This window comes from Bradyrhizobium sp. HKCCYLRH2015, assembly GCF_051168215.1.
GTDB lineage: Bacteria > Pseudomonadota > Alphaproteobacteria > Rhizobiales > Xanthobacteraceae > Bradyrhizobium.
Genome location: NZ_JBNPUO010000012.1, coordinates 215,104 through 239,742, shown reverse-complemented (window position 1 = coordinate 239,742; position 24,639 = coordinate 215,104). Strand labels below are relative to the sequence as shown.

The following is a 24,639-nucleotide window of genomic DNA, read 5'->3' as shown; positions in this document are numbered from 1 at the left end:
TCACAATGTGATGCGGCCTGCTTGCTTCGAATGGCGATTCCGCTTCGAAGTCGCGGAGTTATTCCGAATTGACAATCATTCTAACCTATTCGTCTCGAACACGCGCAGCTCATGCGAACGCTTCGCACACAATGGACTACGTAGTTCCCCCGAGTTCATACGATCCGCGGAATCGGGAATAGTGCGTTTCCCGCAGAGCGTGCAAAGGTGAATTCATGTATGTCGCATGCAACTGGCCGAGATTTCGCGGTTTGCTCCAGCTTGATTGTGAATCCGCCAACGAGGCCGGGCTGTCACGACTCCGGCTCCTCCAGACAGGCGCGGCGTTCGCCGCGGTCGATGCTGGCCCAACATTGAGGTGCTCATGACCGTCATGAACGGCCAGGTCAGCCACGAACAGCGAAGCTGAATCCTAGTTTTTCTCCGATCGTCACCTCACGATCCAATCGAAATACTCGGACCGATTCCCGGAAATGCGGAGGCGTGTATGATCGACAGACGAATGCTCATCAAAGGCGCGGGAGCGGCGTTGGTCGCGTCCGAACTCGGTTTGCCGGCCGCGCGGGCCGAGTCCGCCGATCCGCTCTGCTACGCATCGGTCGCCGATCTCACCGCCATGTTCCGGGCCCGCAAGGCGTCGCCGGTCGATCTCCTGAAGGCGCAGATCAAGCGGATCGAAGCCTACAACCCGAAGGTCAATTGCATCACCTACGAGCACTTCGACCAGGCGATGAAGGAGGCCAAGCAGTCCGAAGACCGTTATCGGCGCGGCACCCCGAGGCCGCTCGAAGGGATCACGGTGGCCATCAAGGACGAATTCTCCAGACCGGGCTGGCGGACCACACAAGGCTCGCTCATCTACAAGGACTCGCCGCCGGCAACGGAGAACGCGGCCATCATCGACTCGCTCGAGGCGGCCGGCGCCGTGATGCCGTTCCAGACGACCGTGCCGGAATTCTACCTCTTCCTCGGCGCATCCACCCGCGCCTGGGGCACGACGCGCAATCCATGGAATCTCGAATATTCTCCGGGCGGGTCGTCGGCGGGGTCCGGCGCGGCGTTGGCCGCGGGCTTCACGACGCTCGCCCTCGGCTCCGACATGGGCGGCTCGATCCGAATTCCCGCCTCACAATGTGGTCTCTATGGCTTCAGGCCGCCGTTCGGACGCGTGGCCGGCGGGGAAATCCCGTTCTCGACCTCGGGCCCGATGGCGCGGCGCTTCGACGACCTCGTCCGCCTCCAGAACGCGATCGTCGGTCCGTCCGAGCGGGTGATGGCCGCGATGCGCCCTCGCCTCGACTATCCCACCCGTTATCCGCGCCTTTCCGGGTGGCGCATCGCCGTGGATTGGGGCGCCGGCATTGCGGAGGTCATACCCTCCGTGAAGGCTGCGATGCTGGGAGGCATCGCGGCGCTGCGCGCCGCGGGTTGCACGGTGGACGAGGTCGATTGCGGCTTCACGAAAGCCCACAAGATGGTCTTCATCCGTGGGCTGATGTCGACGTCCATCGGCACCGCGATCGAGATCTCGAATGCGCATCGCGATCAGCTCTCGCCCTACATGACCGAAATGCTCGACCAGGTCGGCCCGGTCGGACCGCGCCAGGCCGAAGACGCCGAGGAGCTGCTGCAGCGGCTGCACCGCCAGGTCCAGCAGCGCGTGTTCGGGAAGGGCTACCGCATTCTGCTCATGCCGACCATGGCAACGCCTCTTGTCGGGGCCGACATGTTCAAGAGCAAGGACAACAAGGTGGACCCGTGGGTGGGCACCGGCCTGAACCTGGCGCTGACGTGGCACTGGAACCTGCTCAACCGCTATCCCGTCGTCGAGGTCCCGCTCGGCTTGGTCGAGGACCGCATGCCCGCGGGCATGCAGGTGATCGGCCAGACCTACACCGATCTCGACACGTTCCAGTTCGCGTCCAACTGGTCCCGTCTCCGGCGCTCCCTGTTCGCGGGCGAGCGTTTCCCGACCTTCACCTGATGCAAGCGGGGCCATACGGTGCGGACGCGAGACAATGGCTGCCAGAGCAGCGCTTCGACAGCGAGGTCGACAAGGATTCCGAGAGCTTTTCGACGTGTGGTTCTGTCGCTCCTGATCGCGGCGCTCTGCCATGACTCCGGCGCCCTGGCACAGCAGGCCAGGGCGCCGTCGCTCGAAGATCTGGCCAAGGCGGCGCAGAACCCGATCGCGGACACGATCAGCGTCGGCCTCGAGAACATCGCGATGCCGAATACGGGCCCGTACCGGCAGACGGCCGACGTCTTCAAGATCGAGCCGGTCATCCCGTTCGAGCTCAATGCCGACTGGAATCTGGTGACGCGCACGACCATTCCCGGCATCGCCCAGGTGCGCTTCTCCCCTGAGCAGGGCCGGATCGGCGGGGTCGGCGACATCAACCAGATCTTCGCGCTCACCCCGTCGCATTCGGGCGCCCTCATCTGGGGTGTCGGCCCGACCTTTTCCTATCCGTCGGCGACCGATCCCGCCCTCGGTTCGGGAAAATGGAGCGCAGGTCCGACCCTCGTCGCGCTGACCATGCCGGGTCCGTGGGTGCTCGGGGTACTCGCCAACAACATCTGGTCGTTTGCCGGTCCGAGCGACCGCGCGCCGGTGAACCAGATGATGCTGCAGTACTTCGTGACCTACAACTTCTCCGACGGGTCCTACATCAGCTCGAGTCCCATCATCACGGCGAACTGGCTCGCGAAGGGCAATGATCGCTGGGTCGTCCCGATCGGCGTCGGCGTGGGCAAGCTCTTCATGGTCGACAAGCAGCCGATCAATGCCGAGGTGGGCGTCTACTACAACCTGCTGAAGCCGGACCAGGCATCGCATTGGCAGTTTCGGGCGAGTCTGGCTTTCCTGTTTCCAAAATGATTCTGCTCGGATCGAACGGCCGCTGTGGCCGTGAGTAGTGATCCGGTCTGCGATCCGGTCTGAAGGCATTCGATTTGAATTTTCGCCATCAGCAAACAGAACTTCGGTGTGCGTACGCACGTTCGCCTAGTTTGAGGCCGACTTGATCGCGGTCAATCCTGGAAGGCGCGGAGAGACGTAGTTTCGCGTTCGATTGGTAGACGACGCAGCTCATGCGGAGCGCGGGCGTTCGGAGCAGGACAATGTGCATCGCATGCGGCTCAGCCCTCGGTTCGCTGTTTGCGGCGTCGAACAAGGAGGGCGGCGGACTGACCCGTCGCCGGATGGTTGCAACCACGGCTGCCGCCGCAGCATTCGCGGCCGCCGGGCCGGCTCAGGCTTTTGCCGCCTCCAGCCGCACGACCGTGTTTCGCGGCGGGCGCGTCTATACTGTGGAAGACTCGCAGCCCTGGGCGACGGCGGTCGTCGTCAAGGGAAACAAGATCGTCTATGTCGGCGACGACGCCGGAGCGATGAAGTTTGCCAGACGCGAGGCTGAGGTCATCGACCTCGATGGCCGTATGCTGATGCCGGGCTTCGTCGAAGCGCATTGGCATCTTTGCACGCTCGCATTTGCTCGCGGCGCCTGGGTCAACGAGGAAGATCCCGAGCGCATCTACGAGATCCTGCGCGATTACGCCAAGACGCGTTCCGACGAGAAGTTCATTCTCGGCTTCGGATGGATCGCGGGCGCGTTTCCGGCCTCGGGTCCGCGCAAGGAACCGCTGGACGCGATCTTCCCTGACCGGCCGGTCCTGCTCGTCAGTTGCGATCTGCACAGCTACTGGGTCAATTCCAAGCTGCTGGAGATGGCCGGCATCACGAAGGACACCCCACGCGACGTCGTACCCGGCTCCTCCTGGTACGAAAAGGATCCTAATGGCGCGCCGACCGGCTTCATTTTGGAAGTGCCCGCGCTGTTCGCGGTGCTGAAGACGCTCGAAAAGCACGGCATCGAACCGTTCGGTCTCAAGTCGACCGCCGCCGCCATCGAGGAATGGCAGCCCAAGCTGGCGGCCGCCGGCATCACCACCTTCTTCGATGCCGGCTTCAGCGCCTGGCCGACCGAGCAGCATCACGGTTTCGACATGCTGGTCGACCTCGAGAGGCGCGGCAAGCTGCTGCAACGCGTGATCGGCTGCCTCTATCACAATGATCCCAACGTCGATCCGCTGCCGATCATTCGGGCGTACCGGAAGCGCTATCGCACGCCGCTGGTCAAGGCCGAGGTGCTCAAGCTGCTCGTCGACGGCACCGAGCTGACCCGCACCGCCTATCTGCTCGATCCCTATGCCGGAAGTCCGGATTGGCGCGGCGAACCGTTGCTGCCCGCGCCCGTGTTGAACCGGATCCTGCGCCAGGCACATGCGGAGGGAATCGACACGCATCTTCACACCGTCGGCGACGCCGCAGTCCGCATGAGCCTGGATGGATACGAAGCCGCGTTCGGCAAGCATGGCCCGGGCAACCGCCGCCATACCATCTGCCACGCGTTCCTCACTGCGCCCTCGGACATTGCGCGCTTCAGAAAGCTCGGCGTGATCGCGAACACCCAGATCCAGTGGGGCGTGCCGGACACGAGCCAGCGTCGCATCCGCGAGCTCTACGGCGAGGAACGCTGGAGCCGCATGTACACCTTCAAGACGTTCATCGACCAAGGCGTCACGGTGTCGTTCGGAATGGATGCCCTGGCGACCGGCTCGAAGGTCGTCGTCAAGCCGCTCGAGGCGGTGCAGGCGGGCCATACGCGTCAGGAGCCCGGCAAGCCCGACGGCCTGGTCCATCCACCCGCGACCGAACGCCTGAGCCTGCCGGAGCTCATTCGAGGCTACACGATCAACGGGGCCTATCAGATGCGCATGGAGGATAAGATCGGTTCCATCAAGGTCGGGAAGCTGGCCGATCTGATCGTGCTCGAGAAGAACCTGTTCGATATCGGGCCGCACGAGATCGGCAAGGTCAATATTCAGCTGACGATGATGAACGGCCGGATCACACATCGCGACGGACTCTGAACGGGAATGATGACGGTGCACGAGATGGCGAATGCGCGGACTGACCAGAGTCTTCCGCCGGCGGATTCGCCGATGCCGAAGCGCATTCGCTGGCTGATCCTCCTGACCGTCTCCGGCGCGCTGGCGCTCGTCGTCATCGACATGACTGTGCTCTATACGGCGCTGCCCAGCCTGACCCATGAGCTCGGAGCAACCGCCTCGGAGAAATTGTGGATCGTCATGGCCTACGGGCTCGTCGTCGCCGGCCTGCTTCCCGGCTTCGGCTCGCTCGGCGACCGCGTCGGGCACAAGAGGACATTCGTCGCCGGCCTCATCGTCTTCGGACTGGCCTCGGTCGTCGCCGCCTATTCGCCGACCGCCACGATCCTGGTTGGCGGACGCGTCCTGCTCGCGATCGGCGCCGCGCTGATGATGCCGGCGACGCTGTCGATCATTCGCATCACCTTCTCCGATGACCACGAACGGGCGCTCGCCATCGCGATCTGGGGAGCCGTTGCGTCCAGCGGGGCGGCGGTCGGCCCCTTGGTCGGCGGCGTCCTGCTGGAATATTTCTGGTGGGGCTCGGTCTTTCTGATCAACGTGCCGCTCGTCGTCCTGGCGCTGGCCGCCGGCCTGCTGCTGATTCCTGCGCCGCGAGATCGTGCTGAGCGCGACTGGGACCTCCTCGGTTCAGTGCAGGTGATGGCCGGACTGATCGGCTTCGCCTACGTCGTCGAGGAGCTCGGCAGTCGCCAGTCGTCCTATGTCGTCCTTGCCGGCACGGCCGTCGCGACAGTCATCATGTTGACGGTGTTCGTGCGCCGTCAATTGCGTCTCGAGGATCCTTTGCTCGACTTCACCCTGTTCCGAAACGTCGAGTTCACGCTCAGCGTGATCACCGCGATCGTGGCTTCACTTGCCATTGCGGGCACGGAGCTCGCGATCAGCCAGCGCCTGCAGCTCGTCCTCGGCTACTCGCCGCTGCAGGCGGCATTGTACATCCTGCCAGCCCCGCTGGGGGCATTCATCGGCGGGCCGCTCGCGAGCCTCATGCTCCGTCGCGTGGGAGCCGCCACCACGATGTCCGGCGCGCTGGCGATCGCAGGCATCGGCGCGGCCGGCTACCTGCTCTGCTACAACGCCAGCCTCGTGCTGCAATTGATCTGCATCGCAATCAACGGGCTCGGGCTCGGCGCATCCATCGCGGCCGCCTCCAACGCCGTGATGAATCACGCGCCCGAAGGCCGCGAAGGCATGGCCGCGTCGATCGAGGAAGTGTCGTTCGAGCTCGGCGGCACCATCGGCATCAGCATTTTCGGAAGCATCCTGTCCGGGGTCTATACGGCCTTCATGGTTCTGCCCGACGGCCTCGGCATTCCCGCCGCTGCGCGCGACAGCATCGACGAGGCGCTGATCGCAGCCGAGCGGCTGCCGACCGAGCTCGCTGCCATCGTCACCTCGCACGCCCATCGCGCCTTCGATCAGGCGTTCCTGACGGTCGTCACCGTGGCGATGCTCGTCCTGCTCGGAACCGCCTTCCTGGTCCGGCCCCGGGCAGAACGGACGACATCGAAAGCGGCTCGTCAGCGTGTCCATTAGACAGACGACGGCAAATCATGTGTCGTCGTCTGCGGTGGAGACCAACAGGCTCGCCAACGCAATGTCTCCGTCCGTCACGTAGTGATTGACCCGCTCGGGGAGGCTCTGACCAGCCTTGTACAGCTCCACGGTCTCGATCGATCGTGTCCTGATCAGTTCGGCCATGATGTAGTCCCGCTCGGCGTTGACATCCGGATCGGTGGCGTGCGTGACCTGAAACGTCAATCGGGTGAACGACAGGCCGGTGTCCTTCGTGCCGGCGCCGACCCACAGAGCGGATTCATCGACCGCCGGCTGATCGGCGTTGGACCAGAAATCGCCTGCATTCCAAGTTTGCTCTGCGTGTGCCAGGCCAACAGCCCAGAACCTGACGTGATGGCGCTTTCGCGGGCTGTTGCCGATGGCTTTCTGAAAGCCGATATCCTGGCCGCGCCCGAACAGATAGAGCGTGCTGAACGGAGCGGCGGGGTAAGGCGCATCGAGGACAAAGGCGCGGATCATGGCCCAGGAGCTCGTCAGGCCCAATCGGTCCGCTTCAGACCAACCGACCGCAGCAAAGCTTGCGCGAAGCTGTTGGAGCGTCCCGACCAGGGCGAGATTGACGGGGTCGCCGGGCAATCCATCCCCCGTGATCGTGTAGCTGGGCACTCGCCGCTTCTGAAGAATCCTGAGGCTCAACCGGATCACGCGTGGCAGAACGACATAGGCCGCGAACGCGTAGCTGACGCCGACTGCGGCAATCCAAGGCAGCCTGCGGTTCGCGGTCTCGAACACCACGAAGACGATCAGCCAGACCGTGAAGATCCCCAGCCCGGCGACCAGCACGCGTTGCATGAGGCGTATGAGCAGTCGCACTCGATCGGTCCGGCGAAAGAATTGAGCGGCAGTCGGTGGTTTCGGGAAGGTGTCCGATCTTCATCACAATGGCAACACACCGCACCTGAACGCATGAAACGGCCCAGCCGGCGGCGTTTCGACCAGCTCGTCCACGCTCGGTGGCTCGACATCCGCAGTCCAACGCAATCGGACTGCGCAGGGCTTAGGCCGACAGCCGCTCGGCGTTGGCCGCGACATAGCCCCGATAGAGATCGACGACTGCCGCCGGGCTCGCGCCGGCCATCAGCTTCGCCGTCGCCTCCAGGGCTGCGGCGATCTTTTCGCTGACCATCAGCTCAGCCTCCTCGCCCGCATCGGCTTCGCCGCGCGCGAACTTCTCCAGCCGGAGCCGGATGACCTCGCCGGCTTCCATGGCCAGCATCGCAGCCGTGAACCAGGGGAACTCCGCATCGGCGGTTGCCGTCATGGACGGCCGCATCTGCAAGGACATTGGCGTTTTGCTCATCGTCATCGTCCGAGAACATCAGCGGACCTGCGAGGAAATACGCTTCAACTTTTAATGATGCGGACGCACAATCATCGCCGATTTCGAGTCGGCTCGAACGAGCCGTTAACCACGGGACGCATCTCTCCGACTCCGTCATTGCGAGGAGCCCCTCGAGTCTCGCCTGCGGCGAGCCCGAGGGCAGGCTCCGCGACGACGCAATCCAGGGGCACGCACAGCCTGGATTGCTTGGCTTCGCTCGCAACGACGCGGAGAGAGATCTCGTCCGAGCGCGGAGACGATCTTCTTGGGCTTCCTCTTCGTGCTCGCGGTCGGCCTCGTGGCCGGCACCTTGTCCGGTATCGTCGGCACCGGCTCGTCGATCATGCTGATGCCGGTGCTGACCTATGAATACGGGCCGAAGGAGGCCGTGCCGATCATGGCGGTCGCCGCCGTGATGGCGAACCTGTCGCGCATCCTGGCGTGGTGGCGCGAGGTCGACTGGCGCGCCTGCGCGGCCTATTCGGTCACCGGGATTCCGGCCGCCGCACTCGGCGCGCGCACCTTGCTGATCCTGCCGTCGCACGCCGTCGACATCACCATCGGGCTGTTCCTGATGGCGATGGTGCCGGTGCGGCACTGGCTGGCGCGGCACGATCTCAAGGCCAACCTCTGGCATCTCGCGACCGGCGGTGCCGTGATCGGATATCTGACCGGCATCGTGGTCTCGACCGGGCCGCTGAGCGTGCCGCTGTTCCTGTTCTACGGGCTGTCGAAAGGCGCCTTCCTCGCCACGGAGGCCGCGAGTTCGCTTGGGCTCTACGTGTCCAAATCCATCACCTTCCAGCGCTTCGGCGCGCTCACGCCGGACATCCTGCTGAAAGGTTTGATCGCCGGCGGCTCGCTGATGGCCGGCGCCTTCGTCGCCAAGCGCTTCGTGCTGCACATGAAGCCGGACGTGTTCCGCGTGGTGATGGATGGCATCATGCTGGCCGCCGGCCTAAGTATGTTATGGAACGCTACCCACTCCTGACCGCACCGATTCTCACCTCATGGCCAAGACCACACTCTCCTTCGTCTGCCAGAACTGCGGCGCGGCCTATTCGCGCTGGCAGGGCAAATGCGAGGCCTGCGGCGAGTGGAACACGCTGGCGGAGGAAGACACGACGGGGGCAACCTCGGCGCCGGTGTCGCTGCGCTCCAAGCGCAAGGGCCGCACCTTCCAGCTGGAATCGCTGACCGGCAAGACCATCGACGCGCCGCGGCTGTCGTCGGGCATGACCGAGCTCGACCGCGTCACCGGCGGCGGCTTCGTGCGCGGCTCGGTGCTGCTGGTCGGCGGCGATCCCGGCATCGGCAAATCGACGCTTCTGACCCAGGCGACCTCGATGCTGGCGCGCGCGGGCCATCGCGCGGTCTACATTTCCGGCGAGGAAGCTGTCGCCCAGGTGCGGCTGCGCGCCGAGCGCCTCGGGCTTGCGGATGCGCCGGTACAACTGGCGGCTGAGACCTCGGTCGAGGACATCATCGCGACCCTGTCCGAGGGCGGCGTGCCGCGGCTGATCGTGATCGATTCGATCCAGACGATGTGGACCGACACCGTGGAATCGGCCCCGGGCACGGTGACCCAGGTGCGCGCCTCGGCGCAGAAGCTGATCAGGTTCGCCAAGAAATCCGGCGCGGCCATCATCCTGGTCGGCCACGTCACCAAGGACGGCCAGATCGCCGGCCCCCGGGTCGTCGAGCACATGGTGGATGCGGTCCTGTCGTTCGAGGGCGAGGGCTCGCAGCAGTTCCGCATCCTGCGTTCGGTCAAGAATCGCTTCGGCCCGACGGACGAGATCGGCGTGTTCGAAATGACCGGATTGGGTCTGCGCGAGGTCACCAACCCGTCCGAGCTGTTCCTGTCGGAGCGCGATCTCGGCAGCCCCGGCACGGCGGTCTTTGCCGGCATCGAGGGCACCCGCCCCGTGCTGGTCGAAATCCAGGCCCTGGTGGCGCCGACCTCGCTCGGCACGCCGCGCCGCGCCGTGGTCGGCTGGGATCCGAGCCGGCTGTCGATGGTGCTGGCCGTGCTGGAGGCGCATTGCGGCGTCAAGCTGTCGGGCCACGACGTCTATCTCAACGTCGCCGGCGGCCTGCGCATCAACGAGCCGGCGGCGGATCTCGCCGCGGCCGCAGCTCTGGTCTCGTCACTGGTCAACGCGCCGCTGCCGCCCGATGCGGTCTATTTCGGCGAGATTTCGCTGTCGGGCGCGGTCCGACCGGTGGCGCAGACCTCGGCACGGCTGAAGGAGGCCGCCAAGCTCGGCTTTTTGCGCGTGGTGCTGCCGGAGCGCGCCCGCGGCGAGGCCGGCGGCGACGCCGGGCTCAGCCTCAATACCGTCGGCGGGTTGACCAGCCTGGTGGCCGACATCGCCGCGCGCGGCACGCCTCGTGCCCGCCATGAGACGACCCGGCAGGGCGACGATGACGGCGACCACGGCCGCCGCGGACCGCGCCCTGCCGAAAAAAATGCCACACCAGCGAGATTCCGCCGCCAGGACGGCTAGCCGGACCGTGACGTTCGCGTGACTCGCCGCTATACAACGCCGCAACCGGTCGCCCACACGGGATCGTGCAGCGTCCGGACTTGCCGGGGAACCTCGCTGTCCTCCACCTGGAGGGGCGGTCCTCCGTCGATTCGAAGCGAACCTTGGACCTGTGAAGCGGACCTGAGCAGCCGATGCCGATAACGATCCTCGATCTCATCCTGCTCGGCGTGATGCTGGTGTCGGGGCTGCTCGCGATGGTCCGCGGCTTCATGCGCGAGGTGCTGTCGATCGCGGCCTGGGGCGCGGCCGCCCTGGTCACGCTTTATTCATTCTCCAAGCTGCTGCCGACCGCGAAGACCTATTTCAACAACGATACCGTCGCCAGCGTCGTCGTCGTCGCCGGTACTTTCGTGGGCACCCTGCTCATCGTCTCGGTGATCACGGTCAAGATCTCCGACATGATCCTCGATTCGCGCATCGGCGCGCTGGATCGCACCCTCGGATTCCTGTTCGGACTGGGCCGCGGCCTGCTGATCGTCGTGGTCGCGTTCCTGTTCTTCAGCTGGCTGGTGCCGGACAAGCAGCGCCCGGACTGGGTCACCGGCGCCAAATCCCGCGTCGTCCTGCAGGGAACCGGGGATTGGCTGATGTCGCTCTTGCCTGATGATCCCGAGAACACCATTTTAAAGAAATTCAAGAAGAACAAGCCGGACGACGACCAGACTGACACCGAGTCGCCCGGAGCGGGCGGCGATGGGTACAGCAAGCCTGCCCGCGACAGCTTGAAGAAGCTGATCGAGAAACCCGCGGCCAAGTGAGCTCAGCCCAGAAGAGAGGCGCGATGGACCTGCACCACGATTCTTCCGGCGAAGCCCAAGCGGATACTCACGCGGATCTGGACTTCGGACCTCAAGCCTACCTCAGAGACCCAGACCTGGACGGAGACACGCTGCGCGAGGAGTGCGGCGTGTTCGGCATTTATGGGCATAGCGATGCCGCCGCGATCACTGCGCTGGGCCTGCATGCGCTCCAGCATCGCGGCCAGGAAGCCGCCGGCATCGTCTCCTATGACGGCGCGCGCTTCCACAGCGAGCGCCGCCTGGGCCTGGTCGGCGACACCTTCTCCCGCCGCGAGGTGATCGAGCGCCTGCCCGGCAACGCCGCGGTCGGCCATGTCCGCTATGCCACCACCGGCGCCACGATCCTGCGCAACGTGCAGCCGCTGTTCGCCGAGCTCAATGCCGGCGGCTTCGCGGTCGGCCACAACGGCAACCTCACCAACGGGCTCACGCTCCGCCGCGAGCTGGTGCGCGCCGGCGCCATCATGCAGTCGACCAGCGACACCGAGGTGATCCTGCATCTGGTGGCGCATTCCCGCCGCACCAATTTCATCGACCGCTTCATCGAGGCGCTGCGCGCGCTCGAAGGCGCCTACTCGCTGGTCTGCATGACCAACAAGAAGCTGATCGGCGCCCGCGATCCCCTGGGCATCCGTCCGTTGGTCTATGGCGAGCTCGAAGGCTGCCCGATCCTGGCCTCGGAGACCTGTGCGCTCGACATGATCGGCGCGCGCTACATTCGCGACATCGAACCCGGCGAGGTCGTGATCTTCGACGAGACCGGCGCGCACAGCCACAAGCCGTTCCCGCCGAAGCCGGCACGTCCCTGCGTGTTCGAATACATCTACTTCGCCCGTCCCGATTCCGTCGTCGGCGGCCGCTCGGTCTACGAGGTGCGCAAGGCGTTCGGCGCCCAGCTCGCGCGCGAGAGCCATCCCGAGGTCGACGTCGTCGTGCCGGTGCCGGATTCCGGCGTGCCGGCGGCGATCGGCTACAGCCAGCATTCCGGCGTGCCGTTCGAGCTCGGCATCATCCGCAATCACTATGTCGGCCGCACCTTCATCCAGCCGACCCAGGCGATCCGCGAATCCGGCGTGCGCATGAAGCACTCGGCCAACCGCGCCGCGATCGAAGGCAAACGCATCATCCTGATCGACGACTCGCTCGTGCGCGGCACCACCTCGCGCAAGATCGTGCGCATGATGCGCGACGCCGGCGCCACCGAGGTGCATTTCCGCCTGGCCTCGCCGCCGATCCTCTACCCCGACTATTACGGCATCGACCTGCCGGATCGCGGCGGCCTGCTCGCGGCGACGCATTCGCTCGAGGAGATGCGCCAGCTGATCGGCGCGGACTCGCTCGCCTTCCTGTCGATCGACGGCATGTATCGCGCGATGGGTGAGCCCGCCCGCGACCCGGCAGCGCCGAAATATGCCGACCACTGCTTCACCGGCAGCTATCCGACCCATCTCACCGACCAGTCACTCGTCGAGCCGCCCCAGCAGCAGCTCTCGCTGCTGGCGGAAGCGAGCTGAGGCTCTTTCCACACGCCGTCGTTCCGGGGCGATGCGCGGTTGCCCGTCGTCTCTGCGAATGCCAGGACCATAGCCACCAGCGATCGTTGGGCGGCTAGGACTAGCCACGACGGTCCAACTCCCTCATAACCGCCGAGGAGTACGGGTCCCGGCTCCGGGCGCGCAATCGTGCGCCTGGCCCGGACGACGTCTGAGAGAATAGCGGCCATGACCACCCTTCCCCTCGCCAACCGGATTGCCCTCGTCACCGGCGCCTCGCGCGGCATCGGCCATGCGACCGCCCGCGCGCTGGCGCGCGCCGGCGCGCATGTTGTCGCGGTCGCCCGCACCCAGGGCGGGCTGGAGGAGCTCGACGACGAGATCCGGAAAGAGACCGGCAACGGCGCCACCCTGGTGCCGCTCAGCATGACCGACAGCGACGGCATCGCCCGTCTTGGCGCCGCGCTGCATGAGCGCCATGGCAAGCTCGACATCCTCGTCGGCAATGCCGCCGTGCCCGGCCCGTCCTCGCCGCTCGGCCATATCGACCTGAAGCCGTGGAACGACGTCGTCGCCGTCAACCTCTCAGCCAACTTCCAGCTGATCCGCTGCATGGAGCCGCTGCTGAAGGCCTCCGACGCCGGCCGCGCCGTGTTCCTCACCTCAGGCGCCGCCCACAAGGCCCAGGCCTATCTCGGCCCCTACGCCGTCACCAAGGCCGCGCTGGAGACGCTGGCGCGGGTGTGGGCGCACGAGACCGAGCGCACGCCGCTGCGCGTCAACCTGTTCAGCCCGGGCCCGATCCGCACCCGCATGCGCGCCACGGTCTTCCCCGGCGAAGACCCGATGACGCTCGAGACGCCCGAGCAGGTCGCCGACTTCATCGTGCCGATGTGCCTGCCGTCCTGGACCGAGACCGGCAAACTGTACGAGTACAAGACCCGCACGCTGAAGAGCTTTCAGCCGCCGGCGTGAGATCGTTGCTCCCCTCACCGTACGGCGAACGCCGGACCGATAGCCACCGGCGGTCGTGGTGGGCGACGATGACGACGCAGACCGTCTTTCCCAACACGCATCACGCGGTATCCGTCCCGGCGTTCGCCGGGACGACAGCGGCGGACGTGGTCGGCACCACGCCTCTCACGCACGACGCGTCAACCCGTTCGTGCCCCGACCACTTGTGAGCCGATCTGCGTCGGCAGCTATTTCGGAGCAGGACTCGCCGCCGCAGGCTTTGCGGCAGCGGGCTTCGCGGGGACGGGCTTCGCCGCGGCCGGCACCTGACGATCGCGCACCGCCGTCAGCTCCTTGCGCAGCTTTTCCTGCTGCTCCACCGACAGCACCGGACGCTGCTCGTCATGCGGCACGTCGTTCACCGGGAGATAGTTGTACGTGTTGCCGTACTGCGCCGTGTCGGACGATGGCGTCGTGCCCGAGGTCGCGCAGCCGCCGAGCAGCACGGACGTCAACAGCGCCGCGCTCCCGAGCACTGAACGCCAGGGCATGGGCCGCGTCAATCGTAAGCAGGTCCGGCGGAAGCTCATCGCGCGGCCGCTGCCATGGTGCGCGTGGTCCCCTGCGCCGTGATGCCATGCTCGTTGGATTGCAGCCCGGGCAGGCTCTTCACCCAGGGATAGCCCCGACGGCCCATGTCGTAACCGCGATCGAACAGCGCGGTCATGTAGGTGCGATCGAACGGGCCGTCGGCCTTGGCCTGGAAATCGGCCGGCACGCTGGCCAAGTTGAAGTCGATGCCGTTGAATTTCGCCACCGAGTAGATGCGGTAGATGTCACCGATGCCCTGGTTCTTGATCAGGGTCGACAGCGAGCGCTGGGTCACCGAGAGCACGTCGGCGCCGACGCTGTCCCATTGCGGATCGATGCGGGCATTGCGGATGACGTAGAGATGCGCGCCGCTCACGCTCCGGCGCGGGCCGCGGCCGGAGACGAGACGCAGCACCGACGGGCCGATGAAGACCTGCCGGGTGACGCCGCCATCGACATGCAGCTCGTCGTAATCCTTGTCGCCGATCCGCACCTTGATGCGAACCGGGGCGAAAGCGCCCGGCACGGTCGCGGACGCCAGCAGCACCTGGCGGAACAGCGCGATCGCCTCGGGCGTGTCGGCGGCAGCGATGCGGCCCATGTCCCACAGCACCGGCCGCTGCGCGTCGAGATTGGTGGTGCCGACCAGCAGCACCCTGCCCTTGCTGCTCTCGCGCGCGACATCGCGCAGGAACTCGCGATCGACATATTTCTCGATCAGCCGCGACAGCGGCGTGTTGTCGGCCAGCGCCGAGCCCTGCAGCAGGCCGGGAATGTTGACCGTGAAGATGTCCTTACGCTCGTAGGCGGTGAAGATCTCGCGCAGCTTGTCATCGTGCTCGCGCCCCAGGAAGACGAACGGCGCGATCAGCGCGCCGGAGCTGACGCCCGTCACCATGTCGAACGACGGCCGGTTGCCGGACTCGCCCCAGCCGGCCAGCAGCCCGGCGCCGAATGCACCGTTCTCGGCGCCACCGGAGATCGCGAGGAAATTCAGCGGACGCGAGATCGGGATTTCGGCCGAGGCGCGCGACATCGCGGCCTCGGCAAAGCGCGGCGCCGGCTCGTCACCCCAGTAGCGCACGTTGCGGAAGCCGACCGGGTCGGCGCTGACGGCAGCCGCTTCCGGCAGCGCGTTGCGCGGCATGACGGCTGCGCACGCCGCCAGCAGCAGCGACGCGGCGCATGCGAGCAGGATACGCGGAACCATCGCGCGGAAGGAGGCGGCAGACTTCATCGCGACGCTTGCTGCTCCACGCTTGCGATCTCCGACGCCGGCGGCGGCACGCCGGGCTTGACCTCGTCGGCCCCCTTGTCGGTCCAGCCCGGCGGCAGGCCCAGACCGGCACCGACGAAGCCCTTCAGGCCGGGGAAGCGTCCGTACTGCTCACATGCGGCATATTTGGGAGCGCCGCCGAGCTTGGCGGGCACGCTCGACACCGAAGGCAGCGAGGCCAGCGACGGGACGCCGGAGAACGGCGACTCGCCGGTCGATACCAGCCTGGCGAAATCGGCGCCGAACTCCGAAGCGAGGTCGTAGGCGTCGCCGTCATTGGCCATGCGGGCGGTCGACACCGAGGAGGCGCCGCGCGCCCACACCATCGCGGCCTTCTGGAAGCCGGCGAAATCGCGCGCCTCGGCCTCGACGGACAGCGTGCCGAGCCCGACCGGCAACCGTGGCACCGGCACCGGGACGCCCGGTAGCGCGACGCTCTTGGCGATCGACGCCGCCTGCGAGGCGGCCGAGGCGGTCGCGTTGGTCGCCGTGGCGTGAGTGACGGTCGCCTTGATCGTCAGATCCGCCTCCTCGCCGAGCGCAACGATGCGGAAGCGCTCGCTGAGCCGCAGGCACATTTCCCGGCTGATGGCGTTGGCGACCAGCTTGCGCTCGTTCTCGTCGAAGGCGATGTCGGGACGCGGTGGAAACGCGGTCGGCTCGATCCGGATCGTCCTGGCCTCGAGCAGCTCCTTCTTGTTCGCCTTGATCTGCGCGCGCGTCATCAGGCCATTGGCGTCGGCGAGACGATCGTAATTCTTGAGCGAGCCGGCCCGCTCCAGCGGAGCGGTGGCGCAGCCGGCCGTTGCCAGCGCCAGGGAAATCAGGGCCGTCGACTTCAGCGGGGCGAGGCGCATCTTACCGGCGAGACCCATTGATAGATAGCTCACTCTAATTAAGTCTCACAAGCCGAAACGCTTGTCCAACTAAACTAGATCAAATTCTCTAGATTAGAGCGGCGCGAAATATTATTTTATATTACAAGCAGTTGGCGGAAACGGCGAATGTGGCGAGAGTTGGCCCGACAGGACGTGTGATGAGAGACGCGTGATGAGAAAGGTCGATCCGGTCAAGCACGAGCAGAAGCGCCGGGAGATTCTCCAGGCGGCGTTGTCGTGCTTCGTCCGGAACGGTTTTCACGGCGCCAGCACCACCGACATCTGCGCCGCCGCCAAGATCAGCCCAGGCCACCTCTACCACTACTTCCCCAGCAAGGAGGCGATGATCCAGGCGCTGGTCGACCAGAACCTGAGCCACGCCGCAGCGCGCCTCCAGGCGATCCTGGCCTCACCCGACGTGATAGACGCCCTGGTGCAGGAGCTCGAGAGCACCAGCATTCATCAGCCGCAGGCCCAGGTCCTCAGCGCCGAGGCGTTGGCCGAGGCCTGCCGCAATGCCGATTTTGCCGCCATCGTCCACGCCCATGCGCGCGCGATGCGGGCGCTGCTGGTCGATTTTCTCATCAAGGCGCAGCGGCGCGGCGACGTCGATCCCCGCCTTGATCCCGAATCGACCGCCAATATTCTGTTCGCGATCGTCGACGGCGCACGCGCGCTGCCGATCCGGAATCCGAACGTCGACATAAAGAAGAGCACCGCACATCTGCGCATCATGCTGACGCGCTTCCTGCGGCCGCCCGCAGCCCCCTCGCCGGTCGGCGACAAGACCAGAAAGGCCCGCGGCTCGACGCCCATCGTCGAGCCCTCATGAGCTACCGCGCCGTGCTCAGCCGAGCATGACCTGATCATGGAAGGCGTCGGTCACGGGCCTCGTGATGAGCAACGGTATTCTTGCAGGGCCTGTACGCCCAGCGTTAACGCTCAAGCGAAACGCACAAACCTTGGGCGCGCCTCGCGCCTTTTGGCACATTGCCGCAACTCACAAGACCGGCTATCCAGGGAGACAGACGGCAAGGGGCGCCCAAGAAGCCTCGCCGTGACACGACACCAGGGAGGACTTTGATGACGACGTCTCAGGCGCGGCGGATGGCCGCGCTGCTTGCCGCCACCACGCTCAGCTTTGCCGGCTCCGCCTTCGCCGACGACAAGGTCGTCAAGATCGGCGTGCTCAACGACATGTCCAGCCTCTATGCCGACATCGGCGGACCGAACTCGGTCGCAGCCGTCAACATGGCGGTCGAAGATTCCGGCATGAAGGCCAAGGGCTGGACCATCGAGGTCATCAGCGGCGACCACCAGAACAAGCCCGACATCGGCGTCAATATCGGCCGGCAGTGGATCGACACCCAGAAGGTCGACGTGATCATGGACACGCCGAATTCCGGCGTTGCTCTGGCCATCTCCAATCTGGTCAAGGAGAAGAACTCGGTCCTGATCAATTCCGGCGGCGCGAGCGCCGACCTCACCGGCAAGGCCTGCAACGCCAACACCATCTCCTACACCTACGACACCTACATGCTGGCGAACGGCACCGGCAAGGCGCTGACCAAGGCCGGCGGCGACAGCTGGTTCTTCCTCACCGCCGACTACGCGTTCGGCCATGCGCTGGAGCGCGACACCTCGGCGGTCGTCACCGCCAATGGCGGCAAGGTGCTCGGCTCCGTCAAGCACCCGCTCAACACCGCCGACTTCTCCTCCTTCCTGCTGCAGGCGCAGTCGTCCAAGGCCAAGGTCATCGGCCTTGCCAATGCCGGCGGCGACACCACCAACGCGATCAAGCAGGCCGCCGAATTCGGCATCGTCCAGGGTGGCCAGAAGCTCGCCGCGCTGCTGCTGTTCGTCAACGACGTGCATGCGCTGGGCCTGAAGGTGGCGCAGGGCCTGACCTTCACCGAGTCGTTCTACTGGGATCTCAACGACAAGACCCGCGAATGGTCCAAGCGTTTCCAGAAGGTGTCGCCAAAGGGCACGATGCCGTCGATGACGGTCGCCGGCGTCTATGCCGGCACGCTGCATTACCTCAAGGCGCTGGACGCGATGGGCGGCAATCCGCATGACGGCGCCAAGGTCGTGGCCAAGATGAAGGAGATCCCGACCGACGATCCGCTGTTCGGCAAGGGCCCGCTGCGCGCCGACGGACGCCGCCTGATCCCGGCCTATCTGTTCGAGGTCAAGAAGCCGGAAGAGTCCAAATATCCGTGGGACTACTACAAGCTGATCGCGACGATCCCGGCCGAGGACGCCGCCAAGCCGCTCGAGGCCAGCGAGTGCCCGCTGGTGAAGAAGTAATCGTCCCGCATCGGTCCGGGCTGGCGCGCCAGCATCAGTCCGGACTCACGCCCATTTCCGATGCGCCGTCGCACGCATCGGGATGATGTCAGGAGGCGGCCTTCGCTTTTGCGAGCGTCCGCAGCGCGATCACGATCGCGACGATCATCAGCCCCGAGGCCAGCAGGAACGGCGCGCCGGGCAGATGCACGGGCGCAGTGGCCCCGATGAAATAGGCGAAGCTCAGCGTGAACAGGAACGGCCCCGTGAGCTGGGCCACGCTCTGCACGCTCGATGTCGCGCCCTGGAGCTGGCCCTGCTTGTCCGGCGCCACCAGCCGGGTCATCAGCGCCTGCAGCGCCGCGCCCGAGACGCCCCACAGCGCCATCACGGGAATGCCCAGCCAGCTCAGCGGTCCGGTCGGCGCCACGCCGAAAATGAAGAAGCCGACCAGCCCCGCGGATAGCCCCAGCATCAGCGCGCCGCGCTCGCCGAACACGCGCACGATCAGCCCGACCGCGCCGCCCTGCACGATCATCGCGCAGACGCCGACCATCGCCAATGTGAGGCCGACGGTGCGCGTGTCCCAGCCGTAGCGATAGGTCGCGTACAGCACGAAGGTCGACGGCAGCACGACATGGGCGAGCTGGGTGATGAAGTTCACGGTCGACAGTCCGGCCAGGATGCGGTCCGATGCCAGCAGCCGCAGCGCCCCGAGCGGATTGGCCGTTCGCCACCGGAATGGACTGCGCCGCTCCGGCCTCAGCGACTCCGGCAGCACCAGGAAGCCGTAGAGCGCGTTGGCGAAGCTGAGCCCCGCGGCCGCCCAGAACGGCAGCCGCGGATCGATGTCGCCCAACAGCCCGCCGGTGGCAGGCCCGAGCACGAAGCCCGCGCCGAACGCCGCGCCGATGCGGCCGAAGATCGCGGCGCGGCGGTCCGGCGGCGTCAGGTCGGCGATATAGGCGAAGGCAGTGGAGATGCTCGCCGAGGTGACGCCGGAGATCAGCCGCCCGACGAACAGCCAGGCGAGCGACGGCGCCAGCGCCATCAGCACATAGTCGGCGGCGAGGCCAAAGTTCGACAGCAGGATCACCGGCCGCCGGCCGAAGCGGTCGGACAGGCTGCCGAGCACCGGCGAAAACACGAACTGCATCAGCGCCCACGCGGTGCCAAACAGCCCGAAGATGCGTGCCGCCTGCGCGGTGTCGTTGCCGACGAAGCTCTCGATCAGCTTCGGCAGGATCGGCATGATCAGCCCGAGCGCGAGCATGTCGAGCAGGATGGTGACGAAGATGAAGGCGACCGCGCCGCGGCGCGGGGCCGGCGCATTTTCGGTCGCGACGCTCGGCGGGCTTGCTTCCATGGCCGGACCGCTTCCGCTACCGCGACTGATCAGTTCGGCCGCTTGCGCTTGTGCGCGAACGGGTTGGCCTTCTCGCGCAGGGTGATGCGCACCGGCGTGCCCGGCAGCTCGAAGGTCTCGCGCATCGAGTTGGTGAGATAGCGCAAGTAGGATTGCGGGATCGCGTCGGCGCGCGAGCAGAACAGCACGAAGCTCGGCGGCCGCGCCTTGGTCTGGGTGATGTAGTTCAGCTTGAGCCGGCGGCCCGACACCGCCGGCGGCGGATTGTCGGCGATCGCCCCCTCGAACCAGCGGTTCAGCGCCGCGGTCGGCACGCGCCGGTTCCAGACCGCGTAGGCCTCGACGATCGCCTGCATCAGCCGGTCGATGCCCTCGCCCATCAGGCCCGACACCGCCACGATCGGCGCGCCCGCGACCTGCGGCAGCCAATGGTCGGCGTCGCGGCGCAGCATCGAGATCTGGCCGGGCTTGGCCTCCATCAGGTCCCATTTGTTGACCGCGATGACGAGCGCGCGACCCTCGCGCTCGATCAGGTCGGCGATGCGCAGATCCTGCTCCTCGAAGCGGTTCTGCGCATCCATCATCAGCACGACCACCTCGGCGAAGCGCACCGCCCGCAGCGCGTCCGCCACCGACAGCTTCTCGAGCTTCTCCTCGATGCGCGAGCGCCGGCGCAGGCCTGCGGTGTCGTAGATGCGGAAGCCGCGGCCCTTCCATTCAATCTCGACCGCGATCGAATCGCGCGTCGTCCCGGCCTCGGGGCTGGTCAGCAGCCGCTCCTCGCCGAGCAGATGATTGATCAGCGTCGACTTGCCGGCATTGGGACGGCCGACGATCGCGACGCGGATCGGACGTGCGGCGCGCTCCTCGTCGGTCTCCTCGCGCTCGTCGTCCTCGTCGTCCGTGGGCGGCACGAGCTTGCTGACGGCGTCGTAGAGCTCGCCCATGCCCTCGCCGTGCTCGGCCGAGATCTGGATGGGATCGCCGAGGCCGAGCGCATACGACTCCATGGCGCCGAGCTCGCCATGCTTGCCCTCGCTCTTGTTGGCGAGCAGCAGCACCGGCTTGTCGGCGCGGCGGGCGAAATCGGCGAAGGCGCGGTCGGCGGGCGTCAGGCCGATGCGGGCATCGATGACGAAGAACAGCGCATCGGCGAGCGCGATCGCGGTCTCGGTCTGCTCCTGCATGCGCGCGGTCAGCGAGCCCTTCGGGCCCTCGTCGAGGCCGGCCGTGTCGATGATCGTGAAATGGAGATCGCCGAGCTTCGCTTCGCCCTCGCGGCGGTCGCGCGTGACCCCCGGCATGTCGTCGACGAGCGCCAGCTTCTGCCCGACCAGACGGTTGAACAGGGTCGACTTGCCGACATTGGGCCGGCCGATGATGGCGATGGTGAAAGGCATGATGATCCGTGCGCGTGAGCGCGCAGCTTTAGCGCATTCGGCCGCAAAACCGAACGGGCGATCAGTCGATTCGCGACTGAGATTAACGGCTGAAGGAGCCGCTCGGCATCGGCGCCGGGAAGCCGCCGCCCGAGCTCTGGGCGGCCGGCGGCTGCGCCGGGGCCGTGTCATCCGCCGGCGGTGCGGTGGTGCGGCGGCGCACGATCTTCTTCGGCTTCGGCGCCGGCGGAACGCCGGCGGCGCCCTGCTCGACCGCAGCGGCCTCGCCGTCCTGCGGATCGGCCGTGGTCGGGTTGCTCACGGCGGCCTGCTGCCGGCCCTTGGCGCCCTTCTTGCCCTTGGGCTCCTCGGCCGGGGGCGCCGGCATCGCCTCCTGGGCGCCTGGATCGGTCATCGGCTGCTGCTGCGCGCCCTTGTAGAGTTCCTTCGGCACGCCCTGCTCGAGACCCGGCACGCCCTCCGGGAACACCGGCTTGCGGTCGCCCGGCAGCTTCTTCTTGGTGTCGAGGAAGTCGAGCATGTCCGAGGGGTCGAAGCTTCCCCCGCTCGCGCAGCCGCCCAGCACGCCGGAAAGCGCAATGAGGACCGTGAGGGCAATGGCACGTTGGGCGCGGCGCATGATCGTCGTTCCAATCAACTCGGTTTCGCCGTCGCGCGATCCGCGATCAGCTCTTGGCGACTGCAGGCAACAGCGCCAGCAGCGCTTCGGCGCGCGAGCGCAGGCCCGGCGGGGTCTCACCATCCAGCGCAATCATGTCGAGCCATTGACGGGTCGCGGCGGCATCGTTGGCCTTCCACGCCGACAGCGCCAGCAATTCGCGGGCCGCGTGGCGGAACGGCGCACCAGGCGCCGTTTCGCCTTCGAGGCGCTGCTTGAGGTCCGCGTAAGGCGCCGTATCGGCCAGCAGGCCTGCCGCGCGCAGCCGCGCCATCGACTGCTGCTCGGCCCCGATGCTGCGGTCGGCAGCAAGCTCGTCATAGAGCTTCACGGCCGCCGCCTTGTCGCGCATGGCGGCCTCTGCGGCCTGATGGAAGCGGGCCAGCGTGCGGTATCCCGATGGGGCCGTGGCCGCGACATCCGCAAAGGCCTTTTCCGCCTCGGCATGCTTGTTCTGCTCGGAGAGCTCGAGGGCCTTGTTGAAGGCCGAGCCCGCCTCGGCCGCCTTCTGGCCTTCCAGGTATTGGTAGCCGCGCCAGCCGCCAACGCCGGCGATGATCAGCACGGCCAGGGCGATGATCAAGATCGAGTAGCGGTCCCACAGCTTCTTGAGCTGTTCCCGGCGGACCTCCTCGTCTACTTCATCAATAAAATCAGACACCTAAGGACATCCAGTCAGGTTCGCTGCGAACGCGCGCGCATGGCTTCGAAGGGCCGCGCGAGCGGCCCGTTGCCCACGCGCCGGCGCCGATACCGCATCGGCATGGCGGTGGCAAGGCGAGTCCAGCCGAATCAAGGCGTTACTCCCCGGTTCTGCCACAGGGTCCGAACGCGGCTATCACGCCGTCAAGGCTTCGCGCAACTGCCGTTTCATCACCTTGCCGTTGGCGTTGCGCGGCAGGGGGTCCGCGGTCACGGTCAGGGTTTCCGGAACCTTGTAATCCGAGACCCGCTCGGCACACCAGCTGCGCAGCGCCTCGGCGCTGATCGGCTCGCGGGTGACGACCACCGCGTGCACGCGCTCGCCGAGCACGGGACATGGCCGGGCGACGATCGCGCTCTCGACCACCGCCGGATGGCTCGCCAGCACCGATTCGACCTCGGCCGAGTAGATCTTCAGCCCGCCACGGTTGATCATGTCCTTCTGCCGGTCGAACACCCGGACGAAATTGTCGGCGTCGACGGAGCCGAGATCGCCGGAATGCCAATAGCCGGCGGTGAAGCTCTCGCCGGTGGCCTTGGGATTGTTCCAGTAGCCCCTGATGACCTGGCCGCCGCCGATCCAGATCTCCCCGATCTCGCCGCGCGGCAGTTCCCGCCCCTCCCCGTCCATGACCAGGATGCTGGCCCCTGGACACGGCAGCCCGACGCTGTCGATATGGCGCGCGGTCAGATCCGAGGGCATCAACGTTGCCGGCGAGGTGGTCTCGGTCGAGCCATAGGCATTGACCAGCCGCAGACCCGGGATCTTGGCGGCCAGCCGCTCGATGGTCGCGACCGGCATCGGCGCGCCGCCGAAGCCGCCGATCCGCCACGACGAGAGATCGTGGCTGTCGAAGTCGCGCTGCAGCAGGCAGAGATTGTACATCGCCGGGACCATGACCGTGTAGGTCACGCGCTCGCGCGCGGCGAGCTTCAGATACTCGCCGGCCTTGAACTCCGGCATGATGATCAAGGTGCCGGCGCAGCGCGCCATGCTGGTGATGTTGGCGACGACGCCGGTGACATGGCCGAGCGGCACCGCGGCGATCGAGCGGTCGGCTGGCGTCAGCCCCAGGCAGGCCTCGTAGACCATCGAGGAGTGGATGATGTTGCAATGGGCGAGCATCGCGCCTTTCGGCCGACCGGTTGTTCCGGAGGTGTAGAGGATCATCGCGGTGTCCTCTTCCGCCACGTCGACCCGAGCCTCGTGCGCGGCATGATCGGCCAGCGCTGCAAAATCCGATCGCGCCGGACGATCATCGACGGCAATGCGCCCCGCCAGCTCCGGCGTCTCTGCAGCAGCCGACAACCGGTCCGCCAGTGCCGCCTCGTGCAGCAGCAGCTTGGCGCCGCAATCCTTCAGCACATAGGCGATTTCCGGGGTCTGCTGCCGCGTCGACAGCAGCACCGTGATCAGCCCGAGCTTGGCGGCAGCGAACAGCGTGAGCACGAACTCGATGCGGTTGCCGAGCAGCAGCGCCAGCCGATCGCCCTGGCGCAGGCCCCTCGCCTGCAGCCCGCCGGCGATCCGCGCGGCGGCCTCGGCGACCTCGCGCCATGACAGCCGCACGGCCCCGCAGACCAGCGCCTCGCCGTCGCCGTTGCGCGCCGCGGCCTCCCCGACCATGGCCCAGATGTTCGCCGGCCGCTCCGTGAACAGCGGCACCACGCGATCGCCGAAACGGGCTTCGCGCCGCATCGGCGGCGTCACATAGGTCGACCAGTCCATGGCATTTCCCCGAGCTTGGCTTTTTTGTCGTTGTTTGCCGCGATGCGGACTGGCCCAAGCATAACCATCGGGCGA

General features: G+C 66.5%; 21 protein-coding genes. 11 read left to right on the top strand and 10 right to left on the bottom strand.

Annotation, left to right across the window (positions count from 1 at the left end; translation table 11 throughout):
• Nucleotides 1-487: 487 nt before the first annotated feature.
• The 4 genes from ACQR1H_RS29260 to ACQR1H_RS29245 all read left to right on the top strand — a co-directional run bounded on the left by ACQR1H_RS29260 (nt 488) and on the right by ACQR1H_RS29245 (nt 6,513).
• Nucleotides 488-1,984 carry an amidase gene (locus tag ACQR1H_RS29260; RefSeq protein WP_434886004.1) on the top strand — a complete coding sequence of 499 codons (1,497 nt, stop codon included), beginning with the start codon at nt 488-490 and terminating at the stop codon, nt 1,982-1,984.
• A gap of 96 nt (nt 1,985-2,080) precedes the next feature.
• Nucleotides 2,081-2,881 (top strand): hypothetical protein, encoded by an 801-nt coding sequence (locus ACQR1H_RS29255; RefSeq protein WP_434886003.1) that lies wholly within the window; start codon nt 2,081-2,083, stop codon nt 2,879-2,881.
• A 242-nt stretch (nt 2,882-3,123) separates the two neighbouring features.
• Complete coding sequence (locus tag ACQR1H_RS29250) at nt 3,124-4,935, top strand: amidohydrolase (protein WP_434908583.1); 1,812 nt, start codon at nt 3,124-3,126, stop codon at nt 4,933-4,935.
• Between the two features lie 72 nt (nt 4,936-5,007).
• Entirely contained in the window at nt 5,008-6,513 is a 1,506-nt protein-coding gene (locus tag ACQR1H_RS29245) for an MFS transporter (protein WP_316180953.1), read from the top strand.
• A gap of 15 nt (nt 6,514-6,528) precedes the next feature.
• On the opposite strand, the gene ACQR1H_RS29240 is transcribed toward ACQR1H_RS29245, so the two are convergent.
• Together ACQR1H_RS29240 and ACQR1H_RS29235 are read right to left on the bottom strand one after the other, a co-directional pair.
• Nucleotides 6,529-7,347: an LssY C-terminal domain-containing protein gene (locus ACQR1H_RS29240; RefSeq protein WP_316180955.1), complete on the bottom strand. Its 819-nt coding sequence runs from the start codon at nt 7,345-7,347 to the stop codon at nt 6,529-6,531.
• Nucleotides 7,348-7,552: 205 nt separating this feature from the next.
• Complete coding sequence (locus ACQR1H_RS29235) at nt 7,553-7,855, bottom strand: hypothetical protein (RefSeq protein WP_316180957.1); 303 nt, start codon at nt 7,853-7,855, stop codon at nt 7,553-7,555.
• A gap of 286 nt (nt 7,856-8,141) precedes the next feature.
• On the opposite strand from ACQR1H_RS29235, the gene ACQR1H_RS29230 reads away from it, so the two are divergent.
• From ACQR1H_RS29230 to ACQR1H_RS29210, 5 genes are all read left to right on the top strand, one after another.
• A complete protein-coding gene (locus tag ACQR1H_RS29230) occupies nt 8,142-8,867 on the top strand; it encodes a sulfite exporter TauE/SafE family protein (RefSeq protein WP_316180958.1) in 726 nt (241 codons plus the stop codon).
• A 19-nt stretch (nt 8,868-8,886) separates the two neighbouring features.
• The gene (gene radA / locus ACQR1H_RS29225) at nt 8,887-10,386 is read left to right on the top strand and encodes a DNA repair protein RadA (protein ID WP_316180959.1); all 1,500 of its coding nucleotides are present in this window, start codon (nt 8,887-8,889) and stop codon (nt 10,384-10,386) included.
• Nucleotides 10,387-10,559: 173 nt separating this feature from the next.
• Entirely contained in the window at nt 10,560-11,186 is a 627-nt protein-coding gene (locus ACQR1H_RS29220) for a CvpA family protein (RefSeq protein ID WP_315712460.1), read from the top strand.
• 23 nt (nt 11,187-11,209) lie between these two features.
• A complete protein-coding gene (gene purF, locus ACQR1H_RS29215; RefSeq protein ID WP_316180960.1) occupies nt 11,210-12,742 on the top strand; it encodes an amidophosphoribosyltransferase in 1,533 nt (510 codons plus the stop codon).
• 207 nt (nt 12,743-12,949) lie between these two features.
• Nucleotides 12,950-13,696 (top strand): SDR family NAD(P)-dependent oxidoreductase, encoded by a 747-nt coding sequence (locus ACQR1H_RS29210; protein WP_316180961.1) that lies wholly within the window; start codon nt 12,950-12,952, stop codon nt 13,694-13,696.
• Nucleotides 13,697-13,923: 227 nt separating this feature from the next.
• Here ACQR1H_RS29210 and ACQR1H_RS29205 read toward each other — a convergent pair whose 3' ends face one another.
• Genes ACQR1H_RS29205 through ACQR1H_RS29195 form a run of 3 tightly spaced genes read right to left on the bottom strand, consistent with a single transcriptional unit; the run spans nt 13,924 to nt 16,417 of the window.
• Nucleotides 13,924-14,226, bottom strand: coding sequence for a hypothetical protein (locus ACQR1H_RS29205; protein ID WP_316180963.1), 303 nt, complete (start codon nt 14,224-14,226; stop codon nt 13,924-13,926).
• 35 nt (nt 14,227-14,261) lie between these two features.
• Complete coding sequence (locus tag ACQR1H_RS29200) at nt 14,262-15,503, bottom strand: patatin-like phospholipase family protein (protein WP_316236652.1); 1,242 nt, start codon at nt 15,501-15,503, stop codon at nt 14,262-14,264.
• A complete protein-coding gene (locus tag ACQR1H_RS29195) occupies nt 15,500-16,417 on the bottom strand; it encodes a DUF3313 family protein (protein WP_434908582.1) in 918 nt (305 codons plus the stop codon). The genes ACQR1H_RS29200 and ACQR1H_RS29195 overlap by 4 nt, the downstream gene beginning before the upstream one ends.
• Nucleotides 16,418-16,592: 175 nt before the next feature.
• Here ACQR1H_RS29195 and ACQR1H_RS29190 point away from each other — a divergent pair, with 175 nt between their 5' ends.
• Both ACQR1H_RS29190 and ACQR1H_RS29185 read left to right on the top strand, forming a co-directional pair.
• The gene (locus tag ACQR1H_RS29190) at nt 16,593-17,252 is read left to right on the top strand and encodes a TetR/AcrR family transcriptional regulator (RefSeq protein ID WP_316180966.1); all 660 of its coding nucleotides are present in this window, start codon (nt 16,593-16,595) and stop codon (nt 17,250-17,252) included.
• 251 nt (nt 17,253-17,503) lie between these two features.
• Nucleotides 17,504-18,730: an ABC transporter substrate-binding protein gene (locus ACQR1H_RS29185; RefSeq protein ID WP_315800332.1), complete on the top strand. Its 1,227-nt coding sequence runs from the start codon at nt 17,504-17,506 to the stop codon at nt 18,728-18,730.
• Nucleotides 18,731-18,818: 88 nt separating this feature from the next.
• Here ACQR1H_RS29185 and ACQR1H_RS29180 read toward each other — a convergent pair whose 3' ends face one another.
• The 5 genes from ACQR1H_RS29180 to ACQR1H_RS29160 all read right to left on the bottom strand — a co-directional run bounded on the left by ACQR1H_RS29180 (nt 18,819) and on the right by ACQR1H_RS29160 (nt 24,564).
• Entirely contained in the window at nt 18,819-20,075 is a 1,257-nt protein-coding gene (locus ACQR1H_RS29180; protein WP_315800333.1) for a TCR/Tet family MFS transporter, read from the bottom strand.
• Nucleotides 20,076-20,104: 29 nt separating this feature from the next.
• Nucleotides 20,105-21,475, bottom strand: a complete 1,371-nt coding sequence (gene der, locus ACQR1H_RS29175) for a ribosome biogenesis GTPase Der (protein WP_316215618.1) — start codon at nt 21,473-21,475, stop codon at nt 20,105-20,107.
• A gap of 82 nt (nt 21,476-21,557) precedes the next feature.
• The gene (locus ACQR1H_RS29170; RefSeq protein WP_315800335.1) at nt 21,558-22,094 is read right to left on the bottom strand and encodes a hypothetical protein; all 537 of its coding nucleotides are present in this window, start codon (nt 22,092-22,094) and stop codon (nt 21,558-21,560) included.
• Between the two features lie 46 nt (nt 22,095-22,140).
• Nucleotides 22,141-22,794 carry a tetratricopeptide repeat protein gene (locus ACQR1H_RS29165; protein ID WP_434908581.1) on the bottom strand — a complete coding sequence of 218 codons (654 nt, stop codon included), beginning with the start codon at nt 22,792-22,794 and terminating at the stop codon, nt 22,141-22,143.
• Between the two features lie 177 nt (nt 22,795-22,971).
• A complete protein-coding gene (locus tag ACQR1H_RS29160) occupies nt 22,972-24,564 on the bottom strand; it encodes a class I adenylate-forming enzyme family protein (RefSeq protein WP_434908580.1) in 1,593 nt (530 codons plus the stop codon).
• Nucleotides 24,565-24,639 lie beyond the last annotated feature (75 nt).

Excerpts from the sequence above, each read along its gene's own strand:
- ACQR1H_RS29235 (WP_316180957.1), bottom strand. The coding sequence starts at position 7,855 with ATGAGCAAAACGCCAATGTCCTTGCAGATGCGGCCGTCCATGACGGCA.
- ACQR1H_RS29245 (WP_316180953.1), top strand. The coding sequence starts at position 5,008 with ATGCCGAAGCGCATTCGCTGGCTGATCCTCCTGACCGTCTCCGGCGCG.
- ACQR1H_RS29210 (WP_316180961.1), top strand. The coding sequence starts at position 12,950 with ATGACCACCCTTCCCCTCGCCAACCGGATTGCCCTCGTCACCGGCGCC.
- ACQR1H_RS29185 (WP_315800332.1), top strand. The coding sequence starts at position 17,504 with ATGACGACGTCTCAGGCGCGGCGGATGGCCGCGCTGCTTGCCGCCACC.
- ACQR1H_RS29195 (WP_434908582.1), bottom strand. The coding sequence starts at position 16,417 with ATGGGTCTCGCCGGTAAGATGCGCCTCGCCCCGCTGAAGTCGACGGCC.
- der (WP_316215618.1), bottom strand. The coding sequence starts at position 21,475 with ATGCCTTTCACCATCGCCATCATCGGCCGGCCCAATGTCGGCAAGTCG.
- ACQR1H_RS29220 (WP_315712460.1), top strand. The coding sequence starts at position 10,560 with ATGCCGATAACGATCCTCGATCTCATCCTGCTCGGCGTGATGCTGGTG.
- ACQR1H_RS29205 (WP_316180963.1), bottom strand. The coding sequence starts at position 14,226 with ATGCCCTGGCGTTCAGTGCTCGGGAGCGCGGCGCTGTTGACGTCCGTG.
- ACQR1H_RS29260 (WP_434886004.1), top strand. The coding sequence starts at position 488 with ATGATCGACAGACGAATGCTCATCAAAGGCGCGGGAGCGGCGTTGGTC.
- radA (WP_316180959.1), top strand. The coding sequence starts at position 8,887 with ATGGCCAAGACCACACTCTCCTTCGTCTGCCAGAACTGCGGCGCGGCC.
- ACQR1H_RS29160 (WP_434908580.1), bottom strand. The coding sequence starts at position 24,564 with ATGGACTGGTCGACCTATGTGACGCCGCCGATGCGGCGCGAAGCCCGT.
- ACQR1H_RS29240 (WP_316180955.1), bottom strand. The coding sequence starts at position 7,347 with ATGCAACGCGTGCTGGTCGCCGGGCTGGGGATCTTCACGGTCTGGCTG.
- ACQR1H_RS29200 (WP_316236652.1), bottom strand. The coding sequence starts at position 15,503 with ATGAAGTCTGCCGCCTCCTTCCGCGCGATGGTTCCGCGTATCCTGCTC.
- ACQR1H_RS29170 (WP_315800335.1), bottom strand. The coding sequence starts at position 22,094 with ATGCGCCGCGCCCAACGTGCCATTGCCCTCACGGTCCTCATTGCGCTT.
- ACQR1H_RS29190 (WP_316180966.1), top strand. The coding sequence starts at position 16,593 with ATGAGAAAGGTCGATCCGGTCAAGCACGAGCAGAAGCGCCGGGAGATT.
- ACQR1H_RS29250 (WP_434908583.1), top strand. The coding sequence starts at position 3,124 with ATGTGCATCGCATGCGGCTCAGCCCTCGGTTCGCTGTTTGCGGCGTCG.
- ACQR1H_RS29180 (WP_315800333.1), bottom strand. The coding sequence starts at position 20,075 with ATGGAAGCAAGCCCGCCGAGCGTCGCGACCGAAAATGCGCCGGCCCCG.
- purF (WP_316180960.1), top strand. The coding sequence starts at position 11,210 with ATGGACCTGCACCACGATTCTTCCGGCGAAGCCCAAGCGGATACTCAC.